This is a genomic window from Cupriavidus sp. OV096, assembly GCF_900115455.1.
Lineage (GTDB): Bacteria > Pseudomonadota > Gammaproteobacteria > Burkholderiales > Burkholderiaceae > Cupriavidus.
The window spans coordinates 123,409-149,692 of the sequence record NZ_FOWM01000007.1; the positions used below are offsets into that span (position 1 = coordinate 123,409).

27 protein-coding genes are annotated in these 26,284 nt (G+C 68.7%); 20 read left to right on the forward strand and 7 right to left on the reverse strand.

Annotation, left to right across the window (positions count from 1 at the left end; genetic code table 11):
* The first annotated feature begins 75 nt into the window (after positions 1–75).
* The 11 genes from BM115_RS17310 to BM115_RS27320 all read left to right on the forward strand — a co-directional run bounded on the left by BM115_RS17310 (position 76) and on the right by BM115_RS27320 (position 11,302).
* Positions 76–1,542, forward strand: a complete 1,467-nt coding sequence (locus BM115_RS17310; RefSeq protein WP_255370879.1) for an ABC transporter substrate-binding protein — start codon at positions 76–78, stop codon at positions 1,540–1,542.
* On the forward strand, positions 1,530–2,561 hold the full coding sequence (locus BM115_RS17315; protein ID WP_255370880.1) for an ABC transporter permease: 1,032 nt from the start codon (positions 1,530–1,532) through the stop codon (positions 2,559–2,561). Before BM115_RS17310 ends, BM115_RS17315 begins: the two co-directional genes overlap by 13 nt.
* Positions 2,558–3,355 carry an ABC transporter permease gene (locus tag BM115_RS17320; protein ID WP_092296516.1) on the forward strand — a complete coding sequence of 266 codons (798 nt, stop codon included), beginning with the start codon at positions 2,558–2,560 and terminating at the stop codon, positions 3,353–3,355. Before BM115_RS17315 ends, BM115_RS17320 begins: the two co-directional genes overlap by 4 nt.
* Positions 3,352–4,797, forward strand: a complete 1,446-nt coding sequence (locus BM115_RS17325) for an ABC transporter ATP-binding protein (RefSeq protein WP_092296519.1) — start codon at positions 3,352–3,354, stop codon at positions 4,795–4,797. The genes BM115_RS17320 and BM115_RS17325 overlap by 4 nt, the downstream gene beginning before the upstream one ends.
* 2 nt (positions 4,798–4,799) lie before the next feature.
* On the forward strand, positions 4,800–6,422 hold the full coding sequence (locus tag BM115_RS17330; protein WP_255370881.1) for a L,D-transpeptidase family protein: 1,623 nt from the start codon (positions 4,800–4,802) through the stop codon (positions 6,420–6,422).
* Between the two features lie 40 nt (positions 6,423–6,462).
* Positions 6,463–7,032: a YcbK family protein gene (locus tag BM115_RS17335; protein WP_092296522.1), complete on the forward strand. Its 570-nt coding sequence runs from the start codon at positions 6,463–6,465 to the stop codon at positions 7,030–7,032.
* A gap of 565 nt (positions 7,033–7,597) precedes the next feature.
* A complete protein-coding gene (oxlT, locus tag BM115_RS17340) occupies positions 7,598–8,920 on the forward strand; it encodes an oxalate/formate MFS antiporter (protein ID WP_092296525.1) in 1,323 nt (440 codons plus the stop codon).
* 257 nt (positions 8,921–9,177) lie between these two features.
* Positions 9,178–10,125, forward strand: coding sequence for a helix-turn-helix transcriptional regulator (locus BM115_RS17345; RefSeq protein ID WP_092296846.1), 948 nt, complete (start codon positions 9,178–9,180; stop codon positions 10,123–10,125).
* A gap of 31 nt (positions 10,126–10,156) precedes the next feature.
* Positions 10,157–10,582 (forward strand): DUF3331 domain-containing protein, encoded by a 426-nt coding sequence (locus tag BM115_RS17350; protein ID WP_092296528.1) that lies wholly within the window; start codon positions 10,157–10,159, stop codon positions 10,580–10,582.
* A gap of 159 nt (positions 10,583–10,741) precedes the next feature.
* Positions 10,742–11,041: a hypothetical protein gene (locus BM115_RS17355; RefSeq protein WP_092296531.1), complete on the forward strand. Its 300-nt coding sequence runs from the start codon at positions 10,742–10,744 to the stop codon at positions 11,039–11,041.
* 108 nt (positions 11,042–11,149) lie between these two features.
* Positions 11,150–11,302 (forward strand): hypothetical protein, encoded by a 153-nt coding sequence (locus tag BM115_RS27320; RefSeq protein WP_177219953.1) that lies wholly within the window; start codon positions 11,150–11,152, stop codon positions 11,300–11,302.
* A 16-nt stretch (positions 11,303–11,318) separates the two neighbouring features.
* Here the strand turns inward: BM115_RS27320 and BM115_RS17365 are convergent, their stop codons facing one another.
* The 3 genes from BM115_RS17365 to BM115_RS17375 all read right to left on the reverse strand — a co-directional run bounded on the left by BM115_RS17365 (position 11,319) and on the right by BM115_RS17375 (position 14,153).
* Entirely contained in the window at positions 11,319–11,972 is a 654-nt protein-coding gene (locus BM115_RS17365; RefSeq protein ID WP_092296537.1) for a response regulator transcription factor, read from the reverse strand.
* The gene (locus BM115_RS17370; RefSeq protein WP_092296540.1) at positions 11,962–13,515 is read right to left on the reverse strand and encodes a sensor histidine kinase; all 1,554 of its coding nucleotides are present in this window, start codon (positions 13,513–13,515) and stop codon (positions 11,962–11,964) included. The genes BM115_RS17365 and BM115_RS17370 overlap by 11 nt, the downstream gene beginning before the upstream one ends.
* Before the next feature lie 188 nt (positions 13,516–13,703).
* The gene (locus BM115_RS17375; protein ID WP_369823483.1) at positions 13,704–14,153 is read right to left on the reverse strand and encodes a response regulator transcription factor; all 450 of its coding nucleotides are present in this window, start codon (positions 14,151–14,153) and stop codon (positions 13,704–13,706) included.
* 193 nt (positions 14,154–14,346) lie between these two features.
* On the opposite strand from BM115_RS17375, the gene BM115_RS17380 reads away from it, so the two are divergent.
* Positions 14,347–14,847 (forward strand): Dps family protein, encoded by a 501-nt coding sequence (locus BM115_RS17380; protein WP_092296546.1) that lies wholly within the window; start codon positions 14,347–14,349, stop codon positions 14,845–14,847.
* 138 nt (positions 14,848–14,985) lie between these two features.
* A complete protein-coding gene (locus BM115_RS17385) occupies positions 14,986–15,384 on the forward strand; it encodes a mechanosensitive ion channel protein MscS (protein ID WP_092296849.1) in 399 nt (132 codons plus the stop codon).
* 7 nt (positions 15,385–15,391) lie between these two features.
* On the opposite strand, the gene BM115_RS17390 is transcribed toward BM115_RS17385, so the two are convergent.
* Positions 15,392–16,849 (reverse strand): amidase, encoded by a 1,458-nt coding sequence (locus BM115_RS17390; RefSeq protein ID WP_092296549.1) that lies wholly within the window; start codon positions 16,847–16,849, stop codon positions 15,392–15,394.
* 146 nt (positions 16,850–16,995) lie between these two features.
* On the opposite strand from BM115_RS17390, the gene BM115_RS17395 reads away from it, so the two are divergent.
* Entirely contained in the window at positions 16,996–17,895 is a 900-nt protein-coding gene (locus BM115_RS17395; protein ID WP_092296552.1) for a LysR family transcriptional regulator, read from the forward strand.
* Between the two features lie 158 nt (positions 17,896–18,053).
* Entirely contained in the window at positions 18,054–18,590 is a 537-nt protein-coding gene (locus tag BM115_RS17400) for a ferritin-like domain-containing protein (protein WP_177219954.1), read from the forward strand.
* Positions 18,591–18,680: 90 nt separating this feature from the next.
* Here the strand turns inward: BM115_RS17400 and BM115_RS17405 are convergent, their stop codons facing one another.
* Together BM115_RS17405 and BM115_RS17410 are read right to left on the reverse strand one after the other, a co-directional pair.
* Entirely contained in the window at positions 18,681–19,145 is a 465-nt protein-coding gene (locus BM115_RS17405; protein ID WP_092296557.1) for a hemerythrin domain-containing protein, read from the reverse strand.
* A 183-nt stretch (positions 19,146–19,328) separates the two neighbouring features.
* Positions 19,329–19,856, reverse strand: a complete 528-nt coding sequence (locus BM115_RS17410; RefSeq protein ID WP_092296852.1) for a cupin domain-containing protein — start codon at positions 19,854–19,856, stop codon at positions 19,329–19,331.
* A gap of 194 nt (positions 19,857–20,050) precedes the next feature.
* Here BM115_RS17410 and BM115_RS17415 point away from each other — a divergent pair, with 194 nt between their 5' ends.
* The 5 genes from BM115_RS17415 to BM115_RS17435 all read left to right on the forward strand — a co-directional run bounded on the left by BM115_RS17415 (position 20,051) and on the right by BM115_RS17435 (position 25,616).
* Entirely contained in the window at positions 20,051–20,959 is a 909-nt protein-coding gene (locus tag BM115_RS17415) for a DMT family transporter (protein ID WP_092296560.1), read from the forward strand.
* Entirely contained in the window at positions 20,943–21,716 is a 774-nt protein-coding gene (locus BM115_RS17420; RefSeq protein WP_092296563.1) for a helix-turn-helix transcriptional regulator, read from the forward strand. The genes BM115_RS17415 and BM115_RS17420 overlap by 17 nt, the downstream gene beginning before the upstream one ends.
* A gap of 143 nt (positions 21,717–21,859) precedes the next feature.
* The gene (locus BM115_RS17425) at positions 21,860–24,091 is read left to right on the forward strand and encodes a VTT domain-containing protein (RefSeq protein ID WP_092296566.1); all 2,232 of its coding nucleotides are present in this window, start codon (positions 21,860–21,862) and stop codon (positions 24,089–24,091) included.
* Positions 24,091–24,921, forward strand: coding sequence for an endonuclease/exonuclease/phosphatase family protein (locus BM115_RS17430; RefSeq protein WP_092296855.1), 831 nt, complete (start codon positions 24,091–24,093; stop codon positions 24,919–24,921). Before BM115_RS17425 ends, BM115_RS17430 begins: the two co-directional genes overlap by 1 nt.
* A 275-nt stretch (positions 24,922–25,196) precedes the next feature.
* Entirely contained in the window at positions 25,197–25,616 is a 420-nt protein-coding gene (locus BM115_RS17435; RefSeq protein WP_092296569.1) for a hypothetical protein, read from the forward strand.
* 38 nt (positions 25,617–25,654) lie between these two features.
* Here BM115_RS17435 and BM115_RS17440 read toward each other — a convergent pair whose 3' ends face one another.
* Complete coding sequence (locus BM115_RS17440) at positions 25,655–26,089, reverse strand: hypothetical protein (protein WP_092296572.1); 435 nt, start codon at positions 26,087–26,089, stop codon at positions 25,655–25,657.
* Between the last annotated feature and the right edge of the window lie 195 nt (positions 26,090–26,284).

Sequence of the window (26,284 nt, forward strand, 5' to 3'; positions counted from 1 at the left end):
ATTGGGAAGCGCAGGCGGCTGCTGAAGGCTGCGTTGGCGGCACCGATTGTGTCGACGGTGGGCGCGGGGAAAGCCGTGTTCGCGCAGCCGCGGCCGACCTTGCGCGTGATCGGGCCGTGGGAGCTGTCCAGCCTCGATCCGCTGCGCAACGGCTACCTGTTCTCGCGCATGCAGGTCACCGAGACGCTGGTCGACTACGCCCCGGCCGGCGTGCCGGTACCGGGGCTGGCGGCCGGCTGGCAGATGTCGCCAGACGGCCTGCAATGGCGCTTCGCGCTGCGGCCGGGCGCGCGTTTCCATGACGGCACGCCGGTGATGGCCGCCGATGTGGTCGCCGCCCTCGGACGCGCCCGCCATGCCGCCGGGGTGCTGGCTGCGGCGCCGATCGCGGGGATCGATGCCGAAACCGGTGCGGTAAGCATCCGGCTCACGCGCCCCTTCGCCCCCCTGCCGGCGTTGCTCTCCCATAGCAGCACGCAGGTGCTGGCGCCGGCCTCGCTCGGCGCCGACGGCACGGTGCGCGCGATCATCGGATCGGGCCCGTACCGCGTGACCGAACTCGCGCCGCCGCAGCACTTCGCCGTGGAAGCGTTCGACGGATGGCACGGCGCCCGGCCAGCCGTGACGCGGGCCGAGTATCTGTCAGTGGGCCGCGCCGAGATGCGCGCGCTGATGGCCGAGGCCGGACAAGCCCAGCTGGCCTATGGGCTCGACCCGGGCAGCATCGCACGGCTCCAGCGTGGCCGCGCCGTGGCCGTGCATGCCGTGACCGTTCCCCGCACCACGCTGCTGAAGCTCAATGCCAGCCATCCCCTGCTGGCCGATGTGCGAGTGCGCCGCGCGCTGGCATTGGCGCTGGACCGGCGCGGCATCGCCAGCGCCATCCTGCGTGATCCTTCACTGGCAGCAGGCCAGTTGTTCCCGCCCGCGCTGCCCGGCTGGCACGATCCGCGACTCCCTGCGCTGGCCTACGACCCTGCCGCCGCGTGCGGCCTGCTGGCCGAGGCCGGCTTCCGGCCCGATGCCGACGGCGTCCTGCAGCGCGGCCCGGATCGGCTCGCGCTGACGCTGCGCACCTTCCCGGACCGGCCCGAGCTGCCGGTCATCGCCGCCGCCATCCAGGAGCAGTGGCGGCAGGTGGGCGTGACGGTGCGCGTAGCGGTGGGCAATTCGAGCGACATTCCGTTCGGGCATCGCGACGGCACGCTCGAAGTGGGCCTGCTGGCGCGCAACTTCGGCGTGGTGCCGGACGCCTTCGGTGCGGTGGCGCAGGACTTCGCGGTCCAGGGCGGGGACTGGGGGCCGATGCGCTGGTCTTCGCCGGCGGTGACGGCCGCGCTGGCCGCGTTGCCGTCCACGCCGGAAGGCCCGCGCGCCGAGGCGCTGCGTCGGCAGGTGGCGGACACGCTGCACGACGCGATGCCGCTGATCCCCGTGGTCTGGTATCGCCAGACGCTGGCGGCCAGCCCCCGGCTGGCTGGGGTGTCCATCGATCCCTTCGAACGTTCCTACCGGCTGACGCAACTGCAATGGAAAACCTGACCCGCGCCGCGTTGCCCGGCGCCGACCCGGTGGCCGTGCCTACCGCCACCCTCCGGCGCGACACCACGCGCCAGCTTGGCCGCATCGTGCTCCAGCGTGGCGTGCAGGCGCTCGTGGTGGCTGCGCTGGTCGGCACGGTGAGCTTCCTGATGATGCGGCTGTTGCCCGGCGACATGGCGTTCCGGATCGCCGCCGGCCGCTATGGCTACGACATGGTCACCGCGCAGGCCGCCGAAGCGGTGCGCATGGAGCTGGGACTCGGCCTGCCGTGGTTCGAGAGCCTCGTGGCGTGGTGGGGGCACCTGCTGCGGATGGACCTGGGCGTCTCGGCGGTGACGGGCGCGCCGGTGGCCGCCGAAATCGCCCATCAACTGGGCCATACGCTGTCGCTGGCGCTGGCGGCGCTGGCGGTGTCGTGCGCCATCGCCGTGCCGCTCGGCTTCGCGGCGGGTCTGCGGCCCGCTGGCCGGCTGGACCGGCTGACGCTGTGGCTGTCCGTGCTGCTGCGCGCGCTGCCGCCGTTCGTGCTCGGCATCGTGCTGGTGGCCGTGCTGGCGGTCCAACTCGGCCTGATTCCAGCCGGCGGCGATGCCGCGCACGGCTCGCTGATCGCTCCGGCGCTCACGCTGGGGCTGGGCCTCGCCGCCACGGCGATGCGCGTGGCACGTGATGCGATGGCCACGGTGACCGCCTCGCCGTATTTCCTGTTCGCGCGCACCAAGGGGCTCTCTGACCGGGCCGCGCTGCTGCGCCACGGCGTGCGTAATGCCGCCGTGCCGCTGGTGGCCTACCTCGGCGTGCAACTGGTCTTTCTGGTGGAGGGCGTGGTGGTGATCGAGACGCTGTTCGCATGGCCCGGCATCGGCCATGCGCTGGTTCACGCGATCTTCGGGCGGGACGTGCCGATGATCCAGGGCACGGCGCTGGTCATGGGACTGCTGTTCGTGGCGCTCAATACGCTGGTGGATCTGGCCTGCGCGGCGATCGATCCGCGCGTGCGCATCGGGAGGGGCCGATGACCTGGCATCCCCGCCGCAAAGCCGGCGCCGCCCTGCTGCTGATGCTGGCGCTGTTCGCCATCGTCGGCCCCTGGCTGGCGCCGCGCGCCCCGTTCGAGCAGAACCTCTACGGCATTCTCCAGGTGCCGCAACTGGCCGAGCCGCTCGGCACCGACCATCTGGGCCGCAGCATGCTGGCGCGGCTGGCGAGCGCGGCGCGGCTCTCGCTCGGGTTGGCGCTGCTGAGCGTGGCCTCTGCCGCCGTGCCGGGCACGCTGCTCGGCCTGCTGGCCGCGTGGCGCGGCGGCTGGACCGAGCGCCTGACCGGCGCCGTGGCGGACGCGGTGCTGGCGCTGCCGGGCCTGCTGCTGGTGTTGTTGCTGAGCGCGTTCGCGCCGGGCGACTACTGGCCGCTCTATGTCGGCCTGTCGCTGGTGCTGTGGGTCGAGTACTACCGCGTGACGCGGGCCACGGCGCGCGTGGTACTGGCCAGCCATCATGTGGAAGCGGCGCGGCTGCTCGGCTTCGGTCCCGGCTATATCGTGCGGCGGCATCTGCTGCCCGAGCTGGCGCCGCTGCTGGCCACGCTGATGAGTTTTGGCGCCGGCGCGGCGGTGCTGGCGCTGGCGGCGATGGGCTTCGTCGGCCTGGGCGCGCAGCCGCCGGCGGCTGAACTGGGGCTGATGATGACCGAGTTGCTCCCTTATGCGGCGGAGGCGCCGTGGATCATCGCCTGGCCGATCCTGCTGCTCGGGATCGCCATCCTGGGGCTGGTGCTGGTATCGACCGGCGCGCCGGCGGAGGCCGACGCATGACCCGCATCGACACCCATCCCCTGCTGGCCGTGGATGCGCTGACCGTGGACAGCGCCGACGGCCAGCTGCTTGCGCCGGTGTCGTTCACGCTGGAGGCCGGACGCGCCCTGACGCTGCTCGGCGAAAGCGGCTCCGGCAAGAGCCTGCTGGCGCATGCGCTGATGGGCACGCTGCCGCGCGGCCTGCGCGCGGGCGGCACCCTCACGGTCGATGGCCGCCGCTGCGACGCCGCCGACCCCGCCACGCGGCGGGCGATGTGGGGCCGACAACTGGCGCTGTTGCCGCAGGAGCCGTGGTTCGCGCTCGATCCAACCATGCGGGTGGGCCGGCAACTGGCGGAGACACATGCGCTGGCCGGGATCGGCAACGCGCAGGCGTGGCGCCGGGCCTTGCACGACCTGCACGGGCTGGGCATGGCGCACGCGGCGCAGGCGTGGCCGACGACGCTGTCCGGCGGCATGGCGCAGCGGGTGGCCTTCGCCATCACTCGGGCGGGCGGCGCGCCGGTGCTGATTGTCGATGAGCCCACCAAAGGCCTCGACCGCGTCTGGCGCGATGAACTGGTGGCCCGGCTGCAGGCGGCGCTCGGCGAAGGATGCGCGCTGCTGACGATCACGCACGACATCGCCGTGGCCCGTGCGCTGGGCGGCGATGTGGCGGTCATGCTCGACGGCAAGCTGGTCGAACGGGGAGACGCCGCGGCGGTCCTCGGTGCGCCCGGGCATGCCTATACGCGCGCGCTGGTGGCTGCCGAGCCAGCGAACTGGCCGCCGCTGACCGCCCCGTCGCCCGGTGGCGATGACATCCTGCGCGCGTGCGGCGTGACCAAGCAATTCGGCGACCGGACCTTGTTCCGTTCCCTCGACCTGACCCTGCACGCCGGCGAGCGACTGGCGGTCACCGGGCCCAGCGGCAGCGGCAAATCGACCCTCGGCAACGTGCTGCTCGGGCTGGTCGCACCGGACGGCGGCGCGGTACATCGGCCGGATGGGATCGCAAAAGTGCGCTATCAAAAACTTTATCAGGACCCGGCCGGCGCGTTCGCCCCGCATGCCAGCATTGGCCGCGCGCTGGAGGATCTGGCCGCGCTGCACCGGATCGACCGGGCGCGCATCGCGCCGCTGCTCAAGCGGCTGAAACTGGCGCCGAACCTGCTCGCGCGCCGGCCGGGTGCGGTGTCTGGCGGCGAACTCCAGCGCTTTGCGCTGCTGCGTGCGCTACTGCTGACGCCCGCCTTCCTGTTCGCCGACGAACCCACCTCGCGGCTGGACCCGGTAACGCAGCAGGACACCCTGGCGCTGATCCTCGAAGCCTGCGCGGACACCGGCGCGGCACTCATGCTGGTCACGCACGACGAGGAGATTGCCGTCCGGGTGAGCGACCGTCGCATGGCGATCGGGTACGATACCCCGTTCCCGCAATGCACTCGCCCATGCCAATGACGATGACATTTGCCGTAACGCCGCCGATCCCGCCCGCCCCTTCCCCCTCCCGTGCCCGCTACCGCCTTGCCGCGACCTGCGTGGCGTGGCTGCTCTGCGGCGCGGCCAGTGCGTGGGCGGAGCCGCTCTGGTTTGTCGATGGCAAGCCAACGCAGGCCGCGCGGCAGGCCGTGACGGCACTGAGCGATGCGGGCGCCGATGGGCTCGAGGCCCAGGACTACGATGCCGAGTCGCTGGGCCGCATGGTCACGCAGGCCGCTGCCGGACCCGCGCTGGCGCCGGAAGCCGTGGAGCGTATCGACGGGGCGTTGACCCAGTCGATGCAACACTATCTGTCCGATCTGCACCGGGGGCGCGTCGATCCGCGCAAGGTGCATGCGGGCTTCGATGTCTCGAAGGAAAAGCCGTTCGACCCGGACGCCACCCTGCGCGCCGCCTTGGCCGCCAACCGGCTGCCCGATGCGATTCGCGAAGCGCCGCCGGCGTTCCCGCTCTATGGCACGCTGCGCACGGCGCTGGCCCGCTATCGCGCGCTGGCCGCCGAGCCGCTGTGGAATGCACCGCTGCCCGCGCCGCCCGGCGGCAAGCTGACGCCGGGGCAGCCCTACAGCGCCCTGCCCCAACTGGCCCAACGGCTGGCGGCGCTGGGCGACCTGCCGGCAGGCACGCCCGCACCGGACGGCTACAAGGGCGCGCTGGTGGAGGCCGTGAAGACCTTCCAGTCTCGTCATGGGATGACCGCCGATGGGGTGATCGGCAAGGGCACGCTGGCCCAGCTGAATACGCCCCCGTCGGCACGCGTCAGGCAGATCGCGCTGACCATGGAGCGGCTGCGCTGGACCCCGCTGGCCGACAGCCCGCGCATGATCGTGGTCAACGTGCCGGAATTCGTGCTGCGCGCCTATGACTATCGCGACGGCAAGCTCGACATCCGGCTGGAGATGAAGGTCATCGTCGGCAAGGCGCTGGACACGCGCACGCCGCTGTTCGAGGAGGACATGCGCTACATCGAGTTCAGCCCCTACTGGAACGTGCCGCCCTCCATCGCGCGGGCCGAACTGGTGCCGCACTTCCGGCGCGATCCGGGCTATTTCACGCGGCAGGGCTTCGAGTTCGTGTCCGGCACGACGGCCGTGCCGACGCTGAACGAGGCCAACCTGAGCGCGGTGCTGGCCGGCAAGATGCGCATCCGCCAGCGGCCTGGGCCGCTGAACGCGCTGGGCGACATCAAGTTCGTGTTTCCGAACAACCAGAACATCTACCTCCATCACACGCCCTCGCCGCAGCTATTCCAGCGCGACCGGCGCGACTTCAGCCATGGCTGCATCCGGGTGGAGGCGCCGGTCGAACTCGCCGAGTTCGTCCTGCAGGACAAGCCGGACTGGACCGAGGCGCGCATCCGTCAGGCCATGACCAAGGGCAGCTCGAACACGGTGTCACTGCAGGCGCCGTTGCCAGTGGTGCTGGCCTACGGCACGGCGATTGCGCGGGCCGATGGCCGGGTATACTTCCTCGCTGACATTTACGGGCAGGACAAAGTGCTCGATCAGGCGCTACAGCAGCGTGCCGTGCGGCGGCAAAGCCCCACGACCGATGCTGCCGCGAGCGCCGCGCGTCCTTCCTGACCTCCCGGTTTTGCGGATCGCCCCCTTCGCCCCCTTCGCCATGACGCATTCCAACAACACGCCAGCCCGTCGCCGTTTCCTCCGCCAGTCCGGCGGTGTGGCCCTAGCTGCGGGTCTGTCAGCGCTGTCGGTACCGCGTCTGGCGCTGGCCAGCGTGCCGGGCGCGCGGGCGCTGTCGTTCTCGCATACGCATACCGGCGAGCAGATCTCGCTGGTCTACGCGATGGGCGATCAGGTGCTGCCGGACGCCCAGCAGGCGCTGAACCGCTTCCTGCGCGACCACTACTCGGGCGACGTGGGCAACATCGACCCGAAGCTGTTCGGGCTGCTCTCCGACCTGCGCGGCGTGCTGGGCGCCGAGCAGGCGTACGAGGTGATTTCCGGCTACCGCAGCCCGGTCACCAATGAGCGCCTGCGCAAGACCCGGGGCGGTGGCGTGGCCCGGCGCAGCCTGCACATGGATGGCATGGCCATCGACATCCGCCTGCCCGGCGTGCCGCTGGCGGACCTGCGCGACGCGGCGGTGTCCCTGGGCGGCGGCGGCGTGGGCCTCTACACGCGCGACAACTTCGTGCACGTGGATACCGGGCGGGTGCGGCACTGGGGTTGAGGTTTCCCTCGCCCCCGCCGCGCGTTGCCGCGCGGATTCATGAGTTAATCTGATTCATCCCCGCTGATAATCCATCAATCGGACTGGCCGCATTTATTCCCGCGCGACGTCCCGTCGCTTATTCCCACGTATTTTCATTTTTCCGCATCGCGTCAATTTGCGATTTAATCCATCGCCCTGCCTGGATTATCTCCATTACATTTTTGTCATTTGGCGGAAAACCACGTACGCGCCCTTTATTTTGTGCGTATAACTGCGACTACATGCTGCGGACTGGTGTCACGCAACGTGCCTCCGCCCGCCGGGACGCCTGCGGGCATTTTTTTTTGCCATTATTGATTCGTCCCTCATCTGAGCCAGCCGCATTGATTCCGATAATCACTGTATTTGGTGAAAACCCTGCTGCGTCTTTATCTTGCGCTGCGCTGGTATATCACATACTTTGTATTTGACCGCCCAATCGATAAATGGGCCGGCATACGATTTATTCCTTTTCGCGAGCGCACATCGCATCCAGGAAACAGGAGACAAAACATGCCACAACAAACCACCCAGGGAGCGCGCCATGACTAGTCCATCCTCCGCCGCACTCACCCCGAACCAGCAGGCATCGGAACGGACCCGCTGGATCCAGCTGGCCTTCGGCGTCGTCTGTATGGTCGCCACGGCCAACATCCAGTACGCCTGGACGCTGTTCGTGCCGGAAATCCAGCAGACCTACGGCTGGCCGCGCGCGCAGATCCAGGTGGCGTTCACGTTGTTCGTGCTGGTCCAGACCTGGCTCGCGCCGATCGAGGGCTACTTCATCGACAAGTTCGGCCCGCGCCTGATGGTGGCGTTCGGCGCACTGTTCATCGGCGCGGCCTGGATCATCAACTCGCAGGCCACCACGCTGGCGGGCTTCTACTTCGGCGCGGCGGTGGGCGGGATTGGCGTCGGGTCGATCTATGCCACCTGTATCAACAATGCCCTGAAATGGTTCCCGGACCGGCGCGGGCTGGCGGTTGGCCTGACCGCCGGCGGCTACGGCGCGGGCTCGGCGGCCACGATCCTGCCGATCGCGGCGATGATCGAGACGTCCGGCTTCCAGGACACGTTCTTCTTCTTCGGCGTGCTGCAAGGCTCCATCGCGTTTGTTGCCGCGTGGTTCCTGCGTTCGCCGCGTAGCCAGGAAACCCGGGCGTCGAACAAACTGGCCCAGGCCACGCGTGACTACACGCTCAAGGAGGCCATGAGCACCAGGCTGTTCTGGCTGATGTTCATCATGTTCATCCTGGTCGTGACGGGGGGCATGATGGCCGTGGCCCAGCTTGGCGTCATCGCCAAGGACCTCGGCGTCAAGGACTTCAAGGTCGATCTCCACTTCTTCGTGATGGCGGCCCTGCCGCTGGCGCTGATGCTGGACCGCATCATGAACGGCATCTCGCGGCCAATGTTCGGCTGGATCTCGGACCATATCGGCCGGGAGAAGACGATGGTGATCGCCTTCACGCTGGAGGGCATCGGGATCATCGCGCTGGGGTACTTCGGCAGCAACCCGTACGCGTTCCTGATCCTGTCCGCCGTGGTGTTCCTGGCCTGGGGCGAGGTCTACTCGCTGTTCTCGGCACTGGCCGGCGACGCCTTCGGCACCAAGCACATCGGCAAGATCTACGGCGTGCTCTACACGGCGAAGGGGATTGGCGCGCTGTTCGTGCCGATCGGCAACCTGATGATGGAGGCCACCGGCACGTGGTCCACGGTGCTCTACACCGTGGCCGGCATGGACCTGACGGCGGCCTTCCTGGCCATCGTGGTGCTGCGGCCGGTGCTGGCCGGTCATGTGGCGACGTCCAAGCGCCTGTTCGCCAAGGAATCGGCGGCGGGCGGCGCGCCCGTCAGCGCCTGAACGCATATCCTTATGAGACCGCGTAATATCTAGCGGGCGACGGGCTTCCTCGGAAGCCCGTTTTGCTTCTTCGGAAGCCCATTTCCCTTGGTGGCCGGCCCCCCGCCGACTAAACCAAGGTATGAGTTGCGCAAACCATTTGACACCGTGCGCAACCGTTTGTAGGGCTATTCGGCCTTCTTTGCCTGATATACCTTGAAGCCATGCTGGGTCTAGCGGCCCAGAACCGCTTCAACGTTCAGTTCAAAGGGGCCGTCATGCATCACGCTTCGCTCTTCCCGGTCAGTACCGCCCGCCTACCCGCGCCACCAGGACTCATCGGCGCCGAGCAGCAGTGGCGCGCACCTTCCCACGACACGGGCGCCCAGATCCCGGTCTCGCGCTGGACGCTCGAGCCCAGCGAACCGTTCCAGGTTTCCCATCCCGGCGCCGACGCCCACCACTGCATCGCCATGAACCTGCGCTGCACCACGCTGGCGTTCGTGCATGCGGGCCGGCCGCTGGTGGATGGGCGGGTCACCGCCGGGGCCGTGCAGGTGACCGCGCCGGGCGTACCGGTGCGCGCCACCTTCCAGGCGCCCGCCGACGTGCTCCACCTCTACGCCACGCAGGCGGTGCTGGCCGAATGCCACGCCGACCTGTTCGATCGCCCCCATGCCGGCGACATCGTGCTCGACTCGCCCAAGCTGCTGCAGGATCCGGCGCTCGAACGGCTCGGCCAGGCCCTGGCGATGACCCAGGTGCAAGACGCCGGCGCGAGCCGCATCTTCGTCGAGAGCGTGAGCCTGGCCATCGTCTCGCGCCTCGTGGCGCGGCATTTCCAGGCCGGTGCGACGGAGGCCCCGGGCGGCAGCCTGGCGCCGCTGCCGCCGTGGCGCCTGCGCCGTGCCACGGACTACATCGACGCGCATTTGTCCGAAGCGATTGGTCTGGCCGATATCGCGCAGAGCACCGGCCTTACCCGCATGCACTTCGCGGCGCAGTTCCGCCGCGCCACCGGCCTGCGGCCGCACGAATACCTGCTGCGGCGGCGCGTGGAACATGCGCAGTCGCTGCTGAGCGCCAGCGGCCAGTCGATTCTCGACGTCGCCATGCATTGCGGCTTCCGCTCGCAATCTCACTTCACCACCGTGTTCAAGCGCTTTGTGGGCGAGACCCCCTACAACTGGCGCGTAAAACGCAGCCTGGAGCGCAAGGCTGCCTGAGCAGCCGTCGCCCTCAACCCGGAGCCCCATCATGCTTGCAGACAACCTCGTGACAGACCAGGTTGCGCCCACGCGCAACCGCCCCGACCCCTGGCAGCAGGCACTCGGGCTGCTGTTTGCGCAGTCCGACCAACCGGCCGGCAGCCCCGTGTCCTACCAGCGCTGCGGTCGCCAGGATCTGGCCGGCGTGCTGATCCGCATCATCGACATGCCCGATTCGCACACCGCTGTGCTGTCGTGGAACGATGCCACCCACTGCCGCTACGGCGAGCAGCAATGGGGCACGGCCTTCGCGCGCGTGGCGGGCTTCTGCGCGATGAGTGGACGCCAGATCGAGCCCGGCGATGCCATCTACAAGCCCCGCCCGCAGCGTCCGCGTGCGCGCAATGCCGACGCGATGATCCTCGCCGACGTCCTGCTCACGCAGGCCGTCGTGGCCGGGGTTGCGGCGAGTTAAACCTAAGGATGAGGTCCCGCAACGAATGCGCTATCGGCGGCGACGGATGTACAAATGATTTTCGGGGCGTGAGTCTCTAAGCTTGATTCCAGGCAGCCAGCAATGCGCGGCAGCCGCCAGGAAACCCAAAGCTGCACCCTCACTGATGGAGAGATTCCCATGACCACACGCACCCAACGCATCGTTTCCGCAACCGCCCTGCTCGTGCTGGGCAGCCTCGGCGGCCTCGCCTCCGTGGCCCACGCCAGCGTCAGCTCGCCGCGTGACCCGTACACCGATGGTGCCCGCGTCAGCTCGCCGCGTGACCCCTACACCGATGGTGCCCGTGTCGATTCCCCGCGCGACCCGTACACCCAGGGCGCACGCTTCGACCAGCCCGCGAATGCCTCCGCCACGCTGCAACTGGCCGGGCGCGACCTGACCGGCGTCTCGGCATCGCCCGAGAAGTCGGACGCCTGAGTCCAGGCCCACGCACCCAGCGACCGCCTCTTGCGATGCCCCGACAGCGGGCCATCGCGACAGGCATCCGGCACGCCGATGCTCCGGCCTGCCCACCCGGAGCCCATCATGCACATCCACACCCCGACCATGTCCGCCCAGCACGTGTCTTACCCCGTCGCCGTCACGCGACGCGAACGCAAGATGATCTGCTACTGGCTTGGTGTCTGCACCGCCTGCTGCGGCATGGCGGCCCTGATCTCGACGTGGGCGCCGGTCTGACGCGATCGCTGATGGCTTACTGCGAAGCCGCCGGCGTCATGCCGAGCGCTTCGGCCTTCAGCACGAAGTCGGCCAGCGAACGCGAGCCCATCTTCTTCATGGCCTGGCCACGGTGGATCTTTACCGTGATCTCGCTCAGGCCCAGGTTCGACGCGATCTGCTTGTTCATCAGCCCGCGCACCACCTGTGCCATCACTTCCCGCTCACGCTGGGTCAGCGTGGCAAAGCGCTGGCGCAAGTCCGCGCTCGACTGATCGGCCACGCGCCGCTGGGCGTCGCGCGCCAGGGCGCTGTTCACGGCGTCCAGCATGTCCTGGTCCCGGAACGGCTTGGCGAGGAAGTCCGTCGCACCCGCCTTCATCGCCTTGACCGACATGGCAATGTCGCCATGGGCGGTCATGAAGACAATGGGAATGCTGACCTGGTCCGCGCCGATCTGCTCCTGCACGGCGAGGCCGCTCTGGCCCTTGAGCCGGACATCGAGGATCAGGCAGCTCGGCGCGTCGGTCCGCTCGCACGCCAGGAATTCCTGCGCGGAGGCGAACGTCTGCACCTGATGCCCGACGGAGCGCAGCAGCATCGCCACGGCAATCCGCATCGACTCGTCGTCATCGACCACATAGACCACGCCACTCGCCGCCTCGTTGACCGCGCCCGACTCATTGCCCATGTTCGCTCCCTGCTTCCGCGGTCTGCCGTAGGGCCGCGCATTCGCCGTCCGGTGCATCGGCGAGATGCAGCGGCAGCATGATGTGGAAGGCCGCGCCGCCCTCGGGTGGCGAGTCGGCCCAGATGCGGCCGCCGTGCGCCTCGACGATGGAGCGGCAGATCGACAGGCCCATGCCCATCCCCTCGGCCTTGGTGGTGAAGAACGCGCTGAACAGCCGCCCGGCCTCTTCCGGTGCGATGCCCTTGCCGGCGTCCCGCACGGTGATTTGCGCCTGGCGCGACTCGGCCAGCGCGGTGTTGACCCAAAGCTTGCGGGGGCGGCCGGTGCCCTCCATCGCCTGCACGGCGTTCAGGAGCAAATTGATCAGCACCTGCTGAAGCTGCACGCGGTCGCCGCAGATCATCGCGTCCGGCAGCGCCAGGTCGATCGCCGACTCCACATGGTGATCCTGCAGCTCCCGGCGCATCAGTTCGATCGACTCGCGCACCAGGCTGTCCAGCGCGGTCTCGGCGTAGACCGGATCGCGCTTCTGCGCCATCGAGCGGATCTGCCGGATGATGTCGCTGGAGCGCCGCGCGTCGCGGATCATCTGGTCGATGGACTGGGTGGCCTCGGCGACGTCCGGCTGCGGCCGGTTCAGCCAGCGTAGCGCGGAGTCCCCACAGGTGACGATGGCCGCGATCGGCTGCGTCACCTCATGGGCGATGGACGCCGCCAGCTCGCCCAGCGTGGTCATGCGCATCACGTGCGCGAGTTCGGTGGAGGTGCGCTGCAAGGCCTGCTGAGTCTGGACGGCGGCGGTGATGTCCATCAGCGCGCCTACGTACTCGGTATAGTCCGACGCCGACTCGCGCAGGCGCGACACCAGGTGCACGTGCTTGACCGTGCCATCCGGCATGCGCAGCCGATGCCGCACGTCGATCAGGTGCACGCCCTGCCGCATCTGGTCGCGCACGGATATCACCAGCGGCAGGTCTTCAGGATAGGCGCGCGCCAGGACCAGGTCCGGACCCGGCGTCACCGTGCGGTCGTAGCCCAGGATCCGGTAGGCCTCGTCGGACCACGTCATCGTGTCGCCGGGCACGCGCATGGCGATGCTGCCGGTCTGGCTCAGTTGCTGCGCTTCGGCCAGGAAGGCTTCACTGCGTGCGAGCGCAGCCTCGGCCGTGGCGCGGATCTGCATTTCCTCGTGGAGCTGGGCGGTCTTGGCGAGGTTGCGCATGGCCAGCAGCGAGGTGCTGGCCAGCGCCAGCAGGCTGAACACGCAGCGCGCCAGCGGGCCGGCGTCCTCGGTGACCGTGCGCTGGAACAGGAAGGCGAAGATGGTGAGCGCGGCGCAGCCGATGGCCGAATACAGCGTGGCCTGCTGCGAGCCGGTGGCAGCCACCAGCAGCACGACCACCACGTAGAGCACGGCGACGGCAATCGTCAGCGGCGTCAGGACATCGATCAGGAAAATCCCCAGCGTCAGCAGGGCCGCCAGGGTCAGCAGCGCGCGCGGATTCTCGGATTTCGGCCTGTGCACGGCGGTTGGCTCGGACATGCTCGGGGTGGCTCCTCGGGGGGGACTTCGGCGGTTTCAACTACCGCTGGCCGTCGGCAGTCTTGCGGGGCGGTCGCTTGCACAGTCGTGGTGCGATCGGGCACGGACGTGCCATCGATCCCGCGGGATGTGTGCGCAGGAATTATACATAGCGGGTGGCAAAAGTGACGCACCGCAGGGCACGGCACTTATGCGCTCGGCGCCGCCTTGCCGATCCGATCCAGGCACGCCTGCAGTGCGGCGCCGTCCACCGGCTTATTGAGGAAGGAAAGTGCACCGTTCTTCATCGCCTGCCTGCGCGTGGCTTCCACGGAAAACGCGGTAATGAAGATCACGGGCACGTGCACGCCGGCTTCTGTCAGCCGGCGATGCATCTCGATGCCAGTGATGCCGGGCATCTGGACATCGGAGATCACGCAATCCACCTCGGCGGCACAGCCGGAGTTCAGGAACGCCGTGGCGGTGTCGAAAAGGATGACTTCCCAGCCCAGGGAGCGAACCAGGCGCGACGTGGCGACTCGCACGGAGTCGTCGTCGTCAACGATGGCCAATAATTGTTTGTTGTGCAAAGCGACTACCTCGACCGGACTGAAACACGCAGCGGGCCCGGACCGACTTGCCGGGATGCGTGCTGGCATGATACGAGGCCCATCCCTGCGGCGGAACTATATGTATGTATAGTCTGGTCCGGCTCGGCGGGCAGCCTGCCCGGCCGCCCCCGGCCCGGCGCGCCAACGTGCGTTATCGACAATTCCGGGGGCCGGCGGCAACGCCGGCGCGGGGCGTGGCCCGATCATGGCGGGCCGAACCCCCTGACAACCAGGAGCCACCATGCCCGCACCCTCCCTCGTCACCGCCACCACCGTCGCCACGTCCGTCCCGGACGCCAAGGGCGTCGCCGCCATCGCGGCGCACCTCAACCCGCTGCTTGCCGATGTCTTCGCGCTCTACCTGAAGACCAAGAACTTTCACTGGCACATGTCCGGCCCGCACTTCCGCGACTATCACCTGATGCTCGACGAGCAGTCGGCGCAGATCTTCGCCATCACCGACGACATTGCCGAGCGGGTGCGCAAGCTCGGCGCCACCACGCTGCGCTCCATCGGCGATGTCACCCGCCAGCAGCGCCTGCGTGACAACGATGCCGACCGCGTGGCCCCGCGCGACATGCTGGCGGAACTGCGCGCCGACAATCTGCAACTGGCCGCGATCATGCTCGACGCCCACGCCGTCTGCGACGACCACGGCGACGTGGCCACGGCGAGCCTGCTCGAGAACTGGATCGACGAGGCCCAGCGCCGCGCCTGGTTCCTGGCCGAAGCCAGCGAGTAAGCGGGGTCGCTTCCGGGCACGGCGCCATATGTTGCAGCCGTAACATCTGCTCACCATCGCGTAACCCACTGTAATGCGTCGCAGGGCATGATGGCTTCCATCGAGCAAGGCCGATCATCGGCCGACAAGGAGCCCGACATGCGCCAATCGATTCGTTACACCGGTATTGCCGTTCTCTGCGCCGCCATGCTGGCCGCCGGGCCGGCGTCGGCCCGCGGCCGCCATCACGGTGGCGGCGGGTCGGACGGCGCCGCGGCTGCGCTGGCGGTGGGCGCCATCGCGGCGCTGGCCATCGGCGCGGCGGTCTTCAGCCAGCCCGTGGTGGCTGCACCGGCGCCGGTCTACGCGCCGCCGCAGCCGGTGGCCTACGCCGCCCCGCAGGTGCCACCGGGCTACTGCTACAGCAACTACCAGCGCGCCTACGTGCCGTGCGCGCCGGCCGCACCGGCGGGTTACGGGCAGGTCGAGTACCAGCAGGGCTATGACCAGGGCTACAACCAGGGTTACAACCCCGGTTACAACCGTTACGGGTATTGATCGCCGATCAAGCCTGCGCCGCGCCAGCCCAGACGGCTGGCCGGCGCCCCGCCCAGCCCATCTCCCGTTCCAGTTGCCCCGCCAGCCGGAACAGCATCCCCTCCTCCGCGAACGCCGCCCCGAACTGCATGCCGATCGGCAGCCCGCTCGCCGCGTCCACGCATAGCGGCACGGACATCGCCGGCAGCCCCGCCACGTTGAACGCCGGCGTGTAGGGCGAGTGCCGGAACACGCGGTCGGTCCAGTCCAGTCCATCCATGGTTGCCGCGCCGGCGGCATAGGTGCCCACCGGCTCAGGCAGGGCCGGCATCGTTGGCGTCAGCAGGACGTCGATGTCATCGAACCAGGTCGCCGTGGCCCGCGTCACCGCGTTGCGCACGTCGAGCGCTGCCGCGAAGGCGGGGCCGGTGACGCGCTGGCCGTAGCGGTACGCCGCCAGTGTTTGCGGCTCCAGCGTGGTGGCGTCGATGGGGCGCCCGGTGGCCGCTGCCACGCCATCGATCCAGCCGACCAGCGTGGCACACCAGATGCGCGCATTCGCCAGGACGACCGCCTCCCACGATGCGCCCAGCGGCAGCGTGACGTCATCGACATGGTGGCCCAGCCCTGCCAACTGCGCGGCCACGCCCGCCACCGCCTGCGCCATGACCGGGGCCACGCCAGCCCCGCTGAACGGCGGCACCATCACGCCGATGCGCAGCCGGCCCGGTTCCCGCCCCACTTCGTCGAGAAAGGGTCGGGACGGCGCGGGCGTGTGATACGGCTCGCCGGCGGCGGTGCCGTGCATGGCGTCGAGCAGCGCGGCGCTGTCGCGCACCGTGCGGCTCAGCCCGCCCTGCACGCCGAGCCCGGCGAAGACTTCGTCCAGACCGGGACCGTTCGAGACCCGGCCACGCGTGGATTTGAGCCCGAACAGGCCGTTGAACGCCGCCGGCACGCGGATCGACCCAGCGGCATCAGTCGCATGCGCCAGCGGCACTATCCCGGCCGCCACGGCGGCACCGGCCCCGCCGCTGGAACCGCCCGCGCTCAACGCCGGCTGCCAGGGGTTGCGCGTGGCGCCCTGCTGAAGGGACTCGGTCGCGGTGCTGAACGCCATCTCCGGCGTAGCCGTTCGGCCAATTGTTACCAGCCCGGCGGCGCGCAGCCGCTGCATCAGGAACGAGTCCGATGGCGCCACGAGGCCCGCCGCCAGCCGCGAGCCCAGCTCCAGCCGCTTGCCCGCCATCGACAGCGCGAGATCTTTGACGAGGAACGGCACGCCGGCCAGCGGCCCACTGCCGGGTGCCGCCGAAGACCCGGCTGCATCGGCCGGCCAGTCCTCCACCACCGCGCCAATCCTCGGATTCACGGCGGCAATCGCACGGCGGGCCACTTCCGCCAGTTCCCCCGCACTCACCTCACCGCGCGCCACCAGTTGGCCCAGCCCGACCGCGTCATAGGTCACGTACTCGCTCAATTTCATGATCGCCTTCCTGCCTTGTTGGATTCGATGGGGCGATCTTACGGAGCGAGTGGCGTCGTGATTAGTCCCCGGATCCGGGCAGCATTGGCCCATTGATGGGACAATCGCATTTCTCCTAAAAGCGGGCCTTAGCAGGGACCAGAACGATGGCGGCAGACCTTAACGACACGCTGATCTTCGTGCGCGTGGTGCAATCGGGCAGTTTCACGGCGGCGGCGCGCGCGTTGCAGATGCCCAAGACCACGGTCAGCCGGCGCGTGATGGCGCTGGAGGCCCAGCTCGGCACGCAACTGCTCCTCCGCACCACACGCCGGCTGGCGTTGACGGACGCCGGCGCGGCCTACTTCGAGCACAGCCAGCTCCTGGCCCGCCACCTCGACGACGCCCAGGCCGCCGTCGAGCAGTTGCAGCACGGCCCGCGCGGCTGGCTCCGTGTGACGCTGCCGTACTCGTTCGGCACGACGTGGATCGCCCCACTGCTGGCCGCCTTCCGTGCGGCCTATCCCGAAGTGCGTCTGGAGATCCTTGCCTCGCACGTGCCGCTCGACCTCGTTGCCGAAGAGATCGACGTGGCGCTGCGCCTCGGCGTGCTGCCCGATTCCGACCTCATCGCACGCCGGCTCGGCAGTTTCCCGACCGGCGTCTATGCCAGCCCCGCCTACCTGAAGCGGCACGGTGTGCCAGACCATCCCGCCGCCCTGCTCGACCACGCCACGCTGGCGCTTCATCAGGCGCGGCGCGAGCGCGGCTATGCGTGGCCCCTGCGGCAGGCCGCCGGCCGTGCGCGGGATTTTCCGATCGATCCGGTGATCGTGGCGAGCGACCCCGCGCTGCTGCACGACGCGCTGTGTGCCGGCGAAGGACTCTCGCTGGCGATGGACCGCAGCCTCGCCCCGGACGTGACCGCGCGCCGGCTGCGCCGCGTGCTGCCGGCGTGGACCGGGCCGGCGCAGGACTTCCACGCGGTGTTCCCGCGCCGCCGCGTGGCATCGCCCAAAGTCACTGCTTTTGTGGATTTCCTGCGCGCGCGGCTGCTGCCGGCCTAGCCCCGGCGAGCGGGTTGTAGGACCGAACCCGATAGCAGAATGGGGCACGGGCTGACGCCGCGCGGCGTGCGCGGAACTCTAAGATAGATACGCACCAAATCCCCACATAAAGTGCCCACACAAGTCCCCGCTCACGGTTGGCAAAGGAGTCCATCACAATGCAATCCCAACCCTTCCTCACCGACATCAAGACTCTCCGCGAACGTGCCCGCAAGAAGATCGAAGACGGCGCCGTCACCGAGGGCTACGACGGCGACCGCAGCACCGTGATCGAGTTGCTCAATACCGCACTCGCCACGGAAATCGTCTGCGTGCTGCGCTATCGCCGCCACTATTTCATGGCCAAGGGCCCGAACTCGAAGAGCGTTGCTGACGAATTCCTCCAGCATTCCAACGAGGAGCAAGGCCACGCGGACCAGATTTCCGAGCGCATCGTCCAACTGGGCGGCGAACCCAACCTGTCGCCGGACGGCCTGCTGACGCGCAGCCATTCGGAGTACTCCGAGGGCGACGACCTCGCCAGCATGATCCGCGAGAACCTCGTGGCCGAGCGGATTGCGATCGACAGCTATCGCGAGATCGTCCAGTACCTGGGCGACAAGGATCCGACCACGCGTCGCATGATGGAAGAGATCCTGGCCGTCGAGGAAGAACACGCCGATGAACTGGCCGATCTGCTCGCCAATCAAGGTTAAGGGCGATAAAGCGATCTAAACGCCACGCATCGCAGCGATAAAGAAAGGCCCATCCACCTCGGATGGGCCTTTTTTCGTCCGCGCCAACGGTCAGGCCGTCACGCCTTCCAGTTCGTGCTTGCGCTCCTCGAGCTGCGCCGCCACCGCCTTGAGGTCGACCTTGGCCTGGATCACCGCCTTGAACAGCTCGCTTTCCTCTTCCTCCACGTGGTGCCCGACGTACTCGGTCAACACCTTGTAGTTGGCGTCGAGCATGGCCTTATCGCCCGATTCGATCTTCGCGATCAACTGCTTGGCCACCATGTGCTCGACCTTGGCTTCGTCCAGCATGTCGTCGATCTTGTCCGAAACGCCGCGCAGGGCGGGATAGAAGATCTCCTCCTCGATCTGGGCGTGGATGCTCAGCGCGTGGCAGGTTTCCGCCGCAATCGACTGCTTGGCGCTGTCCTGTTTGGCTTCCTCGAACTGCTTGAACAGCTTCTTGACGGCGCGATGGTCGTCCAGCAACAGGCTCAGGGCCGGACGCTGGCCGACCGGGATCTTGGACTTATCCATGATGACTCCTCGTTCTGTGGGGTTTTTGCGGGGTGGGGATGCGGACATTGCGAAAACGGGTCCGTGGACCGGTTCTGCAAAAGCCGTTCCCGGCCGCCCGACGCCGCCAAATCGGCGTGCGGCAGCGGCCAGGCCCGCCCGCTACGCGTAAAACTTGCCGGCGAACGTAGGGAGCGCGGCCGGTCAGCCCTGCGGAAGCCGGGGCGCCAGCCGGGCGATCACCTCGGCGTGATGCGGATGGGCGGCGGCCAGCGTGGCCAGGGCGGCCGCATCGGCCAGTTCGAACTCGCTGAACTCGAAGCCGGGCGCCACCGTGCAGCCCACCAGCGAATAGCCGCCGGCGTAACCCGCCACCCGCTCGGCCGCGAACCAGCAGCCGGCCGGCACCACCGCCTGGAACGCGGTGCCCGCGTCGTGCAGCGGGTTGCCGAGGTGGTGGGTGTGCAACCGGCCTGCGGCATCGATCACATGCACGTCGAGCGGCCCGCCGGCGTAGAAATGCCAGCCTTCGTCCGCGCAGATGCGGTGCCACGCCGAATACGCGTCATCGCACAGCAGGTAATAGATGGCCGTGGAGGCGGCGCGCTCCACGCCGTCGGCCCGGCGGACCCGCGTGGCGTCGCGGTAGGTCTCCCGGTAGAATCCCCCCTCCGGATGGGGCACGAGGCCGAGATCCTGGATCAGGCGGTGATGCGGCGCGGTCGTTGGCATGGCGGGAACGCGGCCCGATCGGGGCCGGAAGACGTGGACAAGGCGCATATTGTCCATGAGGTCCATCGGATTTGTCTGAAGATCGATTGCAGGAATCGCCAAGACAGCCCCCTCCCGCCCCGCTACCCTGCCGGACAATCTCCCCCAATGCGGCCACTGACCGGCCGCCCGGAATCTGATCGAGTACCGCTTCCATGTCGCGCCCCCTGCCCGCCTGGCTGCCTGGCCTGGCCTTCGTCCTGATCTGGTCCACCGGCTTTATCGTCGGCAAGGCGGTCGTGCCCGTGGCCGACACCAGCCTGTTCCTGCTCGCCCGCTTTGCGCTGGCCGGGCTGATGTTCACGCTGGCGGCGGTGCTGGCCGGGGCGGCGTGGCCGGCGGCGCGCGAGGTGCCCCGCCACCTGCTGGCTGGCGCGCTGATGCAGGGCATCTACCTGTGTGCCGGCTACGGCGCCGTGGCGCACGGGCTGTCGCCGTCCGTGATGGCGCTGCTCGGCGCCCTGCAGCCGCTGCTGACCGCGCTGCTTGCCATCCCACTATTAAAAGAGCTACCTTCGATGCGCACCTGGCGCGGGCTCGCGCTCGGCGCGGCCGGCGTGGGGCTGGTCGTCCTGCCGGCGATGCGGGCCGGCGCGCCGCACGCGGTGTCGCCGTGGATTGTGCTGATCGGCCTGCTGGCCATTGTTTCCATCACCATGGGTACGCTCTTGCAGAAGACCTCCATCGCCAAGGCCGACATTCGCGCCAGCTCGGCCTGGCAGAATGCCGGCGCGATCTTGGTGGCCGGCGCGCTGGTCACGGTCAACGGCGGCCCGGGCGCGCTGCACTGGGAGCCGGGCGTCACGCTGTGGGCGTCGCTGGCCTATGCCGCGCTGGTGCTGTCGGGGCTCGGTACGTGGCTGCTGCTGGGGCTGGTGCGCCGCGGGCGCGCCGCCAACGCCGCCGCGCTGATGTTCCTCGCCCCGCCGCTGGCCGCCGTGCAGGCCGCGCTGCTGTTTGGCGACCATCTGGTGCCGCTCCAGTGGCTCGGCATGGCCGTGGCCGGCGCCGGCGTGTGGCTGTGCCAGACCCAGGGACGGACGCAACGTGCCGAAGCGCGCTGACCACGCCGCCCCGCTGGTCGAGCCGCGGCGATTCCAGCCGCAGCCGCTCGGCCATGCGCACGACTACCACCAGTTGCTGTTCGGCGTGGACGGCGCCATCGAACTGGAAATCGACGGTCACGCCTATCGTGTGGATGCCGAACACGGCCTGGTCGTGCCCGGTGGCGAACACCATGTCTGCGTGGGCCTGACCGAGAACCTGCAGCTTGTGGCCGACTTCCCGGCCAGTTCCGTGGCCCTGCCGGCCCGGCTGATGGCCCGCCCGCGCACCTTCGCGCTGGAGGGCACGCTCGCCGCGCAAGTGCGCACGCTCGTCACCATCCCGAAAACCCACCCCGGCGCCCCGCCGCAGCACGACTGGCAGCGCGCGGCCATCCTCGCCGGCAATCTGGCCACCTCGCTCGGGCAGGACCTCACCCGGCACGACGCCGCCCGCTTCCCGGTCATGGCGATCGACGCCTGCCTGCGCGCCAGCCTCGCCGAACCACCCCGCGCCGACGAACTCGCCAGCCGCTTCGGCTGGGGCGCCCGCCACTTCCATACCCTCTTCTGCGAAGCCTTCGGCGACACGCCGCACGGCTACCAGACCCGCCTGCGCCTCGATCAGGCCGTGCAATGGCTGATGGCCGGCACGATGCCGCTGACCGACATCGCCTTCGGCGTCGGCTATCCCGACCAGACGACTTTTACCCGCGCGTTCGCCCGCCGCTTCGGCCTGCCGCCGGGGGCTTGGCGTGAGGCGGCGCGGCGCGGCTGACGCGCTCGCCATCCCTCTCCGTCGATTGTCAAAATTACAAAGCCGAGTAAAGCGCACACCGGCGGCGGTGCTCCGCTATCGCCAGACCCTAGCCTCAGCCCCAGATCCCCATCCGGTACAAAACTTGCGCCTGTGGCGGGGTAATGTCCGACGCCCTTCCTAATTCCCCGCTCCTGCGTCCCGGCCACAACTGCTGGCGGGTGGAGCCGTGCCAGCGGTTTTCGATGCTGGTCGACGCCGATGCGTATTTCTCCGCACTCCGTGAGGCGCTGGCCAAGGCCACGCACAGCGTGTTCATCCTCGGCTGGGACATCGACAGCCGGATGGTGATGAACCCGGGCGGCGATGACCCGCCCGATGGCCTGCCGCCCACGCTGCGCGAGTTCCTGAACACGCTGTGCAAACGCCGGCGTGGGCTGCGGATCTACGTGCTAAGTTGGGATTTCGCGATGGTGTTCGCGCTGGAGCGCGAGTGGCTGCCCGACGCCAAGATGCACTGGCAGACCCATCGGCGGCTGTCTTTCCGGCTCGATGGCAACCATCCGCCCGGGGCCTCGCATCATCAGAAGGTCGTGGTGGTCGATCATCAGGTGGCCTTTGTGGGCGGCCTGGACCTGACCATCCGGCGTTGGGACACCCATCATCATCTGGCCGACGACCCGCGCCGCGTGGATCTGGATGGCAAGCCCTATCCGCCCTTCCATGACGTGCAGTGCGTGGTCGATGGCGACGCCGCCGCCGCGCTGGGCGACCTCGCGGCGGCGCGCTGGCTGCGCGCCACGGGCCGCCAGCCGCGCGTGCCGGACCAGCCGCTGGGGGATGCGTGGCCGGAGAGCGTCGAGCCGGACCTCACCAATGTGGACGTCGGCATCAGCCGGACCGCGCCGGCGTGCGAGGACGATCCCGGCGTGTCCGAGATCCGCGAGTTGTATCTGGATGCCATCGGCGCGGCGCGCGAGGGCATCTACCTTGAGAACCAGTATTTCAGCTCCGGCCTGATCGCCGACGCGTTCACCAAGCGCCTGCGCGAGCCCGAGGGGCCGGAGATTGCGCTGGTCTCGCGGCGCACCGAGAGCGGCTGGCTGGAAGAAGCGAGCATGGGGGTGCTGCGCGCGCGGCTCTGCCGGCGGCTGCGCGGCGCCGACCAGCACGCACGGTTCCACCTGTACTGCCCGCATGTGCCGGACCTTGGCGACGCCTGCGTCAACGTCCACAGCAAGGTCATGGTGGTAGACGACCAATTGCTGACCATCGGGTCGGCCAATCTCAGCAATCGCTCGTTCGGGCTCGATACCGAATGCAACCTCGTGGTGGAGGCCAACGGCCATCCAAAGATCGCCGCCGGCATCCGGGCCATGCGCGGGCGGCTGCTGAGCGAGCACCTCGCCGTCACGCCGGAGGAACTCGACACCGCGCTGGCGGATGCCGGCGGCCTGCACGCCGCCATCGAAACCCTGCACCGCAGCGACGGGCGCACGCTGGAGCGGTTCTCGCCGACCGTGCCGGAAGAAGTGGATGCCGCGCTGCCCGATGCACGGCTGCTGGACCCCATCGAGCCCATCGACAGCGAGCAGATCATGGCCGAGTTCGTCAGCCAGGAGGCCCGCCCCCACGCGGCCAACCGGGTGGCGGTGTTCGTGCTGCTGGTACTCGTGCTGGGCGGCATGGCCTTCGCGTGGCGCTATACGCCGCTGCGCGAGTGGGCCGATTTCCGCTACCTGCTGACGATGATCGAGCGCGTGCGCGACATGCCGTTTGCGCCGGGCGCGATGATGGCCGCCTTCGTGGCGGGCGGGCTGGTGATGTTTCCGGTGACGCTGTTGATCGTGGTCACGCTGGTCGTGTTCGGGCCGTGGTACGGCGCGCTGCTGGCGCTGTGCGGCTCGGTGCTGAGCGCGGCCGGCGGCTATACGGCGGGCCGGCTGCTGGGCCGCCACGCGGTGCGGCGCCTTGGCGGACGCCGGCTGAACCGCGTGAGCCAGAAGGTGCGCCAGCATGGCGTGCTGGCGATGGTGGTGCTGCGCCTCGTGCCCGTGGCGCCGTTCACGCTGGTCAACCTGGTGGTGGGCGCGTCGCGCATCCGGCTGCGGGACTGCCTGCTGGGCACTGCCATCGGCATGACGCCGGGCATTGTTGTCACGGCCTCGCTGGTGGACCGGATTGCCGCCGTGGCGAAAGACCCCGGCGCGGGCACCTTCGCCCTGCTGGCGCTGGTGCTGCTGATTCCGATCACCGTGGCAGTGTTGCTGCGCCGGCGGCGCAAGCGCCGGGAGCGTGCGGCGAACGCCGAACTCCATGCGGCAGCGACGGCCGCGACAGCGGCGGCGCGGCACCCGCCACCGTGCACCAGCGCGCCTTCGCGCGAGGGGGCCTGATGAACGCGCCGTTGCCTCCCGCATCGAATCCCGCGTCGGACGCCTCCGGGTCCCTGCACGCGGACATCGCCGTGGCCAGCTACAACATCCACGGCGGGGTGGGCACCGATGGGCATTTCGTGCCGAAGCGCATCGCGGATGTGGTGACGGAACTGCGCGCGGACCTGATCGCCCTGCAGGAAGTGGAGTCGCGCCATACCGGCTTCGACATGCTGCGCTTCCTCGCCGCGCACAGCGGCTTGCACGCCATTCCCGGCCCCACGCTGGTCCGCGAGGACGGCGACTACGGCAACGGCCTGCTCACGCGTTACCGGCCGCTGCGCATCCGCCATATCGACCTCAGCGTGAAGGGGCATGAGCCGCGCGGCGCCATCGACGCCATGCTCGAATGCAACGCCGTGGAGCACGACACCTTCGCGCTGCGCGTGATTGCCACGCACCTCGGACTGATGCCCGGCGAGCGGCGCTGGCAGGTGCGCCGGCTGCTCACCGCGCTGGCGGAGGCGCCCGAGCAGCCCACCATCCTGCTCGGCGATGTGAACGAGTGGTTCCTGTGGGGGCGCCCGCTGCGCTGGCTGCATGCGTACTTCGAACGCACACCCCATGTCTCGACATTTCCGTCGCGCTGGCCCTTCCTCGCGCTGGACCGGATCTGGACTTCGCCACGCGCGCACCTGGTGTCGGTGGCGGGCCATCGCAGCGCGCTGACGCGGCTGGCGTCCGATCATCTTCCGCTGCTCGCACGCATGCGGTTGACTGCGCGCGCACATCCTTCCCCAGAGGAAATCATCGCCACGGCGGGGGCATCGTTGCAAGGTCCGGGTGCCTGAGCGGTGCCTTGCATCGCACCATCGACATCTTGTTTCAGACTCACCCACATGGCCGCCACGGTTTGCCGCAGGGCCGCAATACGGGTATCTCGCTAGGCTTGCGCGCTGGTCTGCGCCACGTGCGCTTCCTATACTGACTCACGCATACTCCATGTCATGCCGCATGGCGATGCATACCGAAAACGATCGGGCAGGCGATGGCGGTTCCCGGGAGGACCCCGCCGACGGGTCATGTCGACACGCCCTGCCCTGGAACAGGAAAGTGGAGAAAAGGCATGCCCAGCGAACAGTTCCTTGCCACCCAGGAAACCCGCCGCTTAGGCCTGCGCGCCCTGCGCGCGGCATTGCTCCAGGTACACAAGGAAGTCATCGGCTACGACCGTGGTCAATACGAGCGTCTGCACGGTCCGATTCCAGCCGGGCAGTTCGTGCAGCTGGTCACCGAAGAATCTTTCTTTCGCTGGCTGGACCCGCTGTCGCGCCTCATCATCGAGATCGACGAAGAACTCGAGGGCGACGAACATCATGACGATACCTGCCGGGCCGTGGCCGCCGCCGCGCAGAAGCTGTTCAGCGAGCGCGGGGACGAGGCGTTTCGCAAGCGCTATCAGGAGGCGCTGCAGGACGAGTCGTCGGTCATCGTGGCACACGGGCGGTTGATGTCCGTGATCGGACAGCTTCGGCAGTTGCCGTAGGCATTGCTCCTGCCGGCATCGCGCGGGCGCGCTGGCACTCAGCGTCGACCGCGCCCGCCGCCGCCTCTTCCCCCGCCCCCACCGCCATAGCCATAACCGCCGCCACGGTAGCCGCCATAGGCGCCGTGGTACCCGCCGTGTCCCCCGTGGTAGCCGTGGTAGCCCCCGTAATAGCCACGATATCCACGCCCGTAGTAGCCGCGATAGCCGCTGCCATACCAGACACTGCCGTAGAAGCCGCCATACCAGGGTCGGTAGTAATAGGGATACCCGGCATACGGATAGCCGTAGGCATAGGCGGGATAGCCGCTGTAGTAGCCGCCGTAATACCCCGACGAGTCATAGCCTGACGAGGCATAGCCGGACGGATAGCTGCCGTAGTACGTGTCATAGCCGGGATATGCCACGCAGCCGCCCAGCATCCATGTGGCGCCCGCAATGCCCGCCATCATCCAACCGCGCGCCCCATTCATCGTGCACTCCCATTGACCTGCATCAAAGCCGAGGGCGGCTTCGACCGTCGCCCCATGGCCGTTAGACAGTATTTGCGGGGCGGAAATCCATTTTCGGACTATTCCTATTCACGAATCAGAATCGTCTTCTTACACTTGGCCCCGCCTGTGCAATGCAGGCACCCGATGGAGTGCCAGAGTTGACCCCTCGCTGGC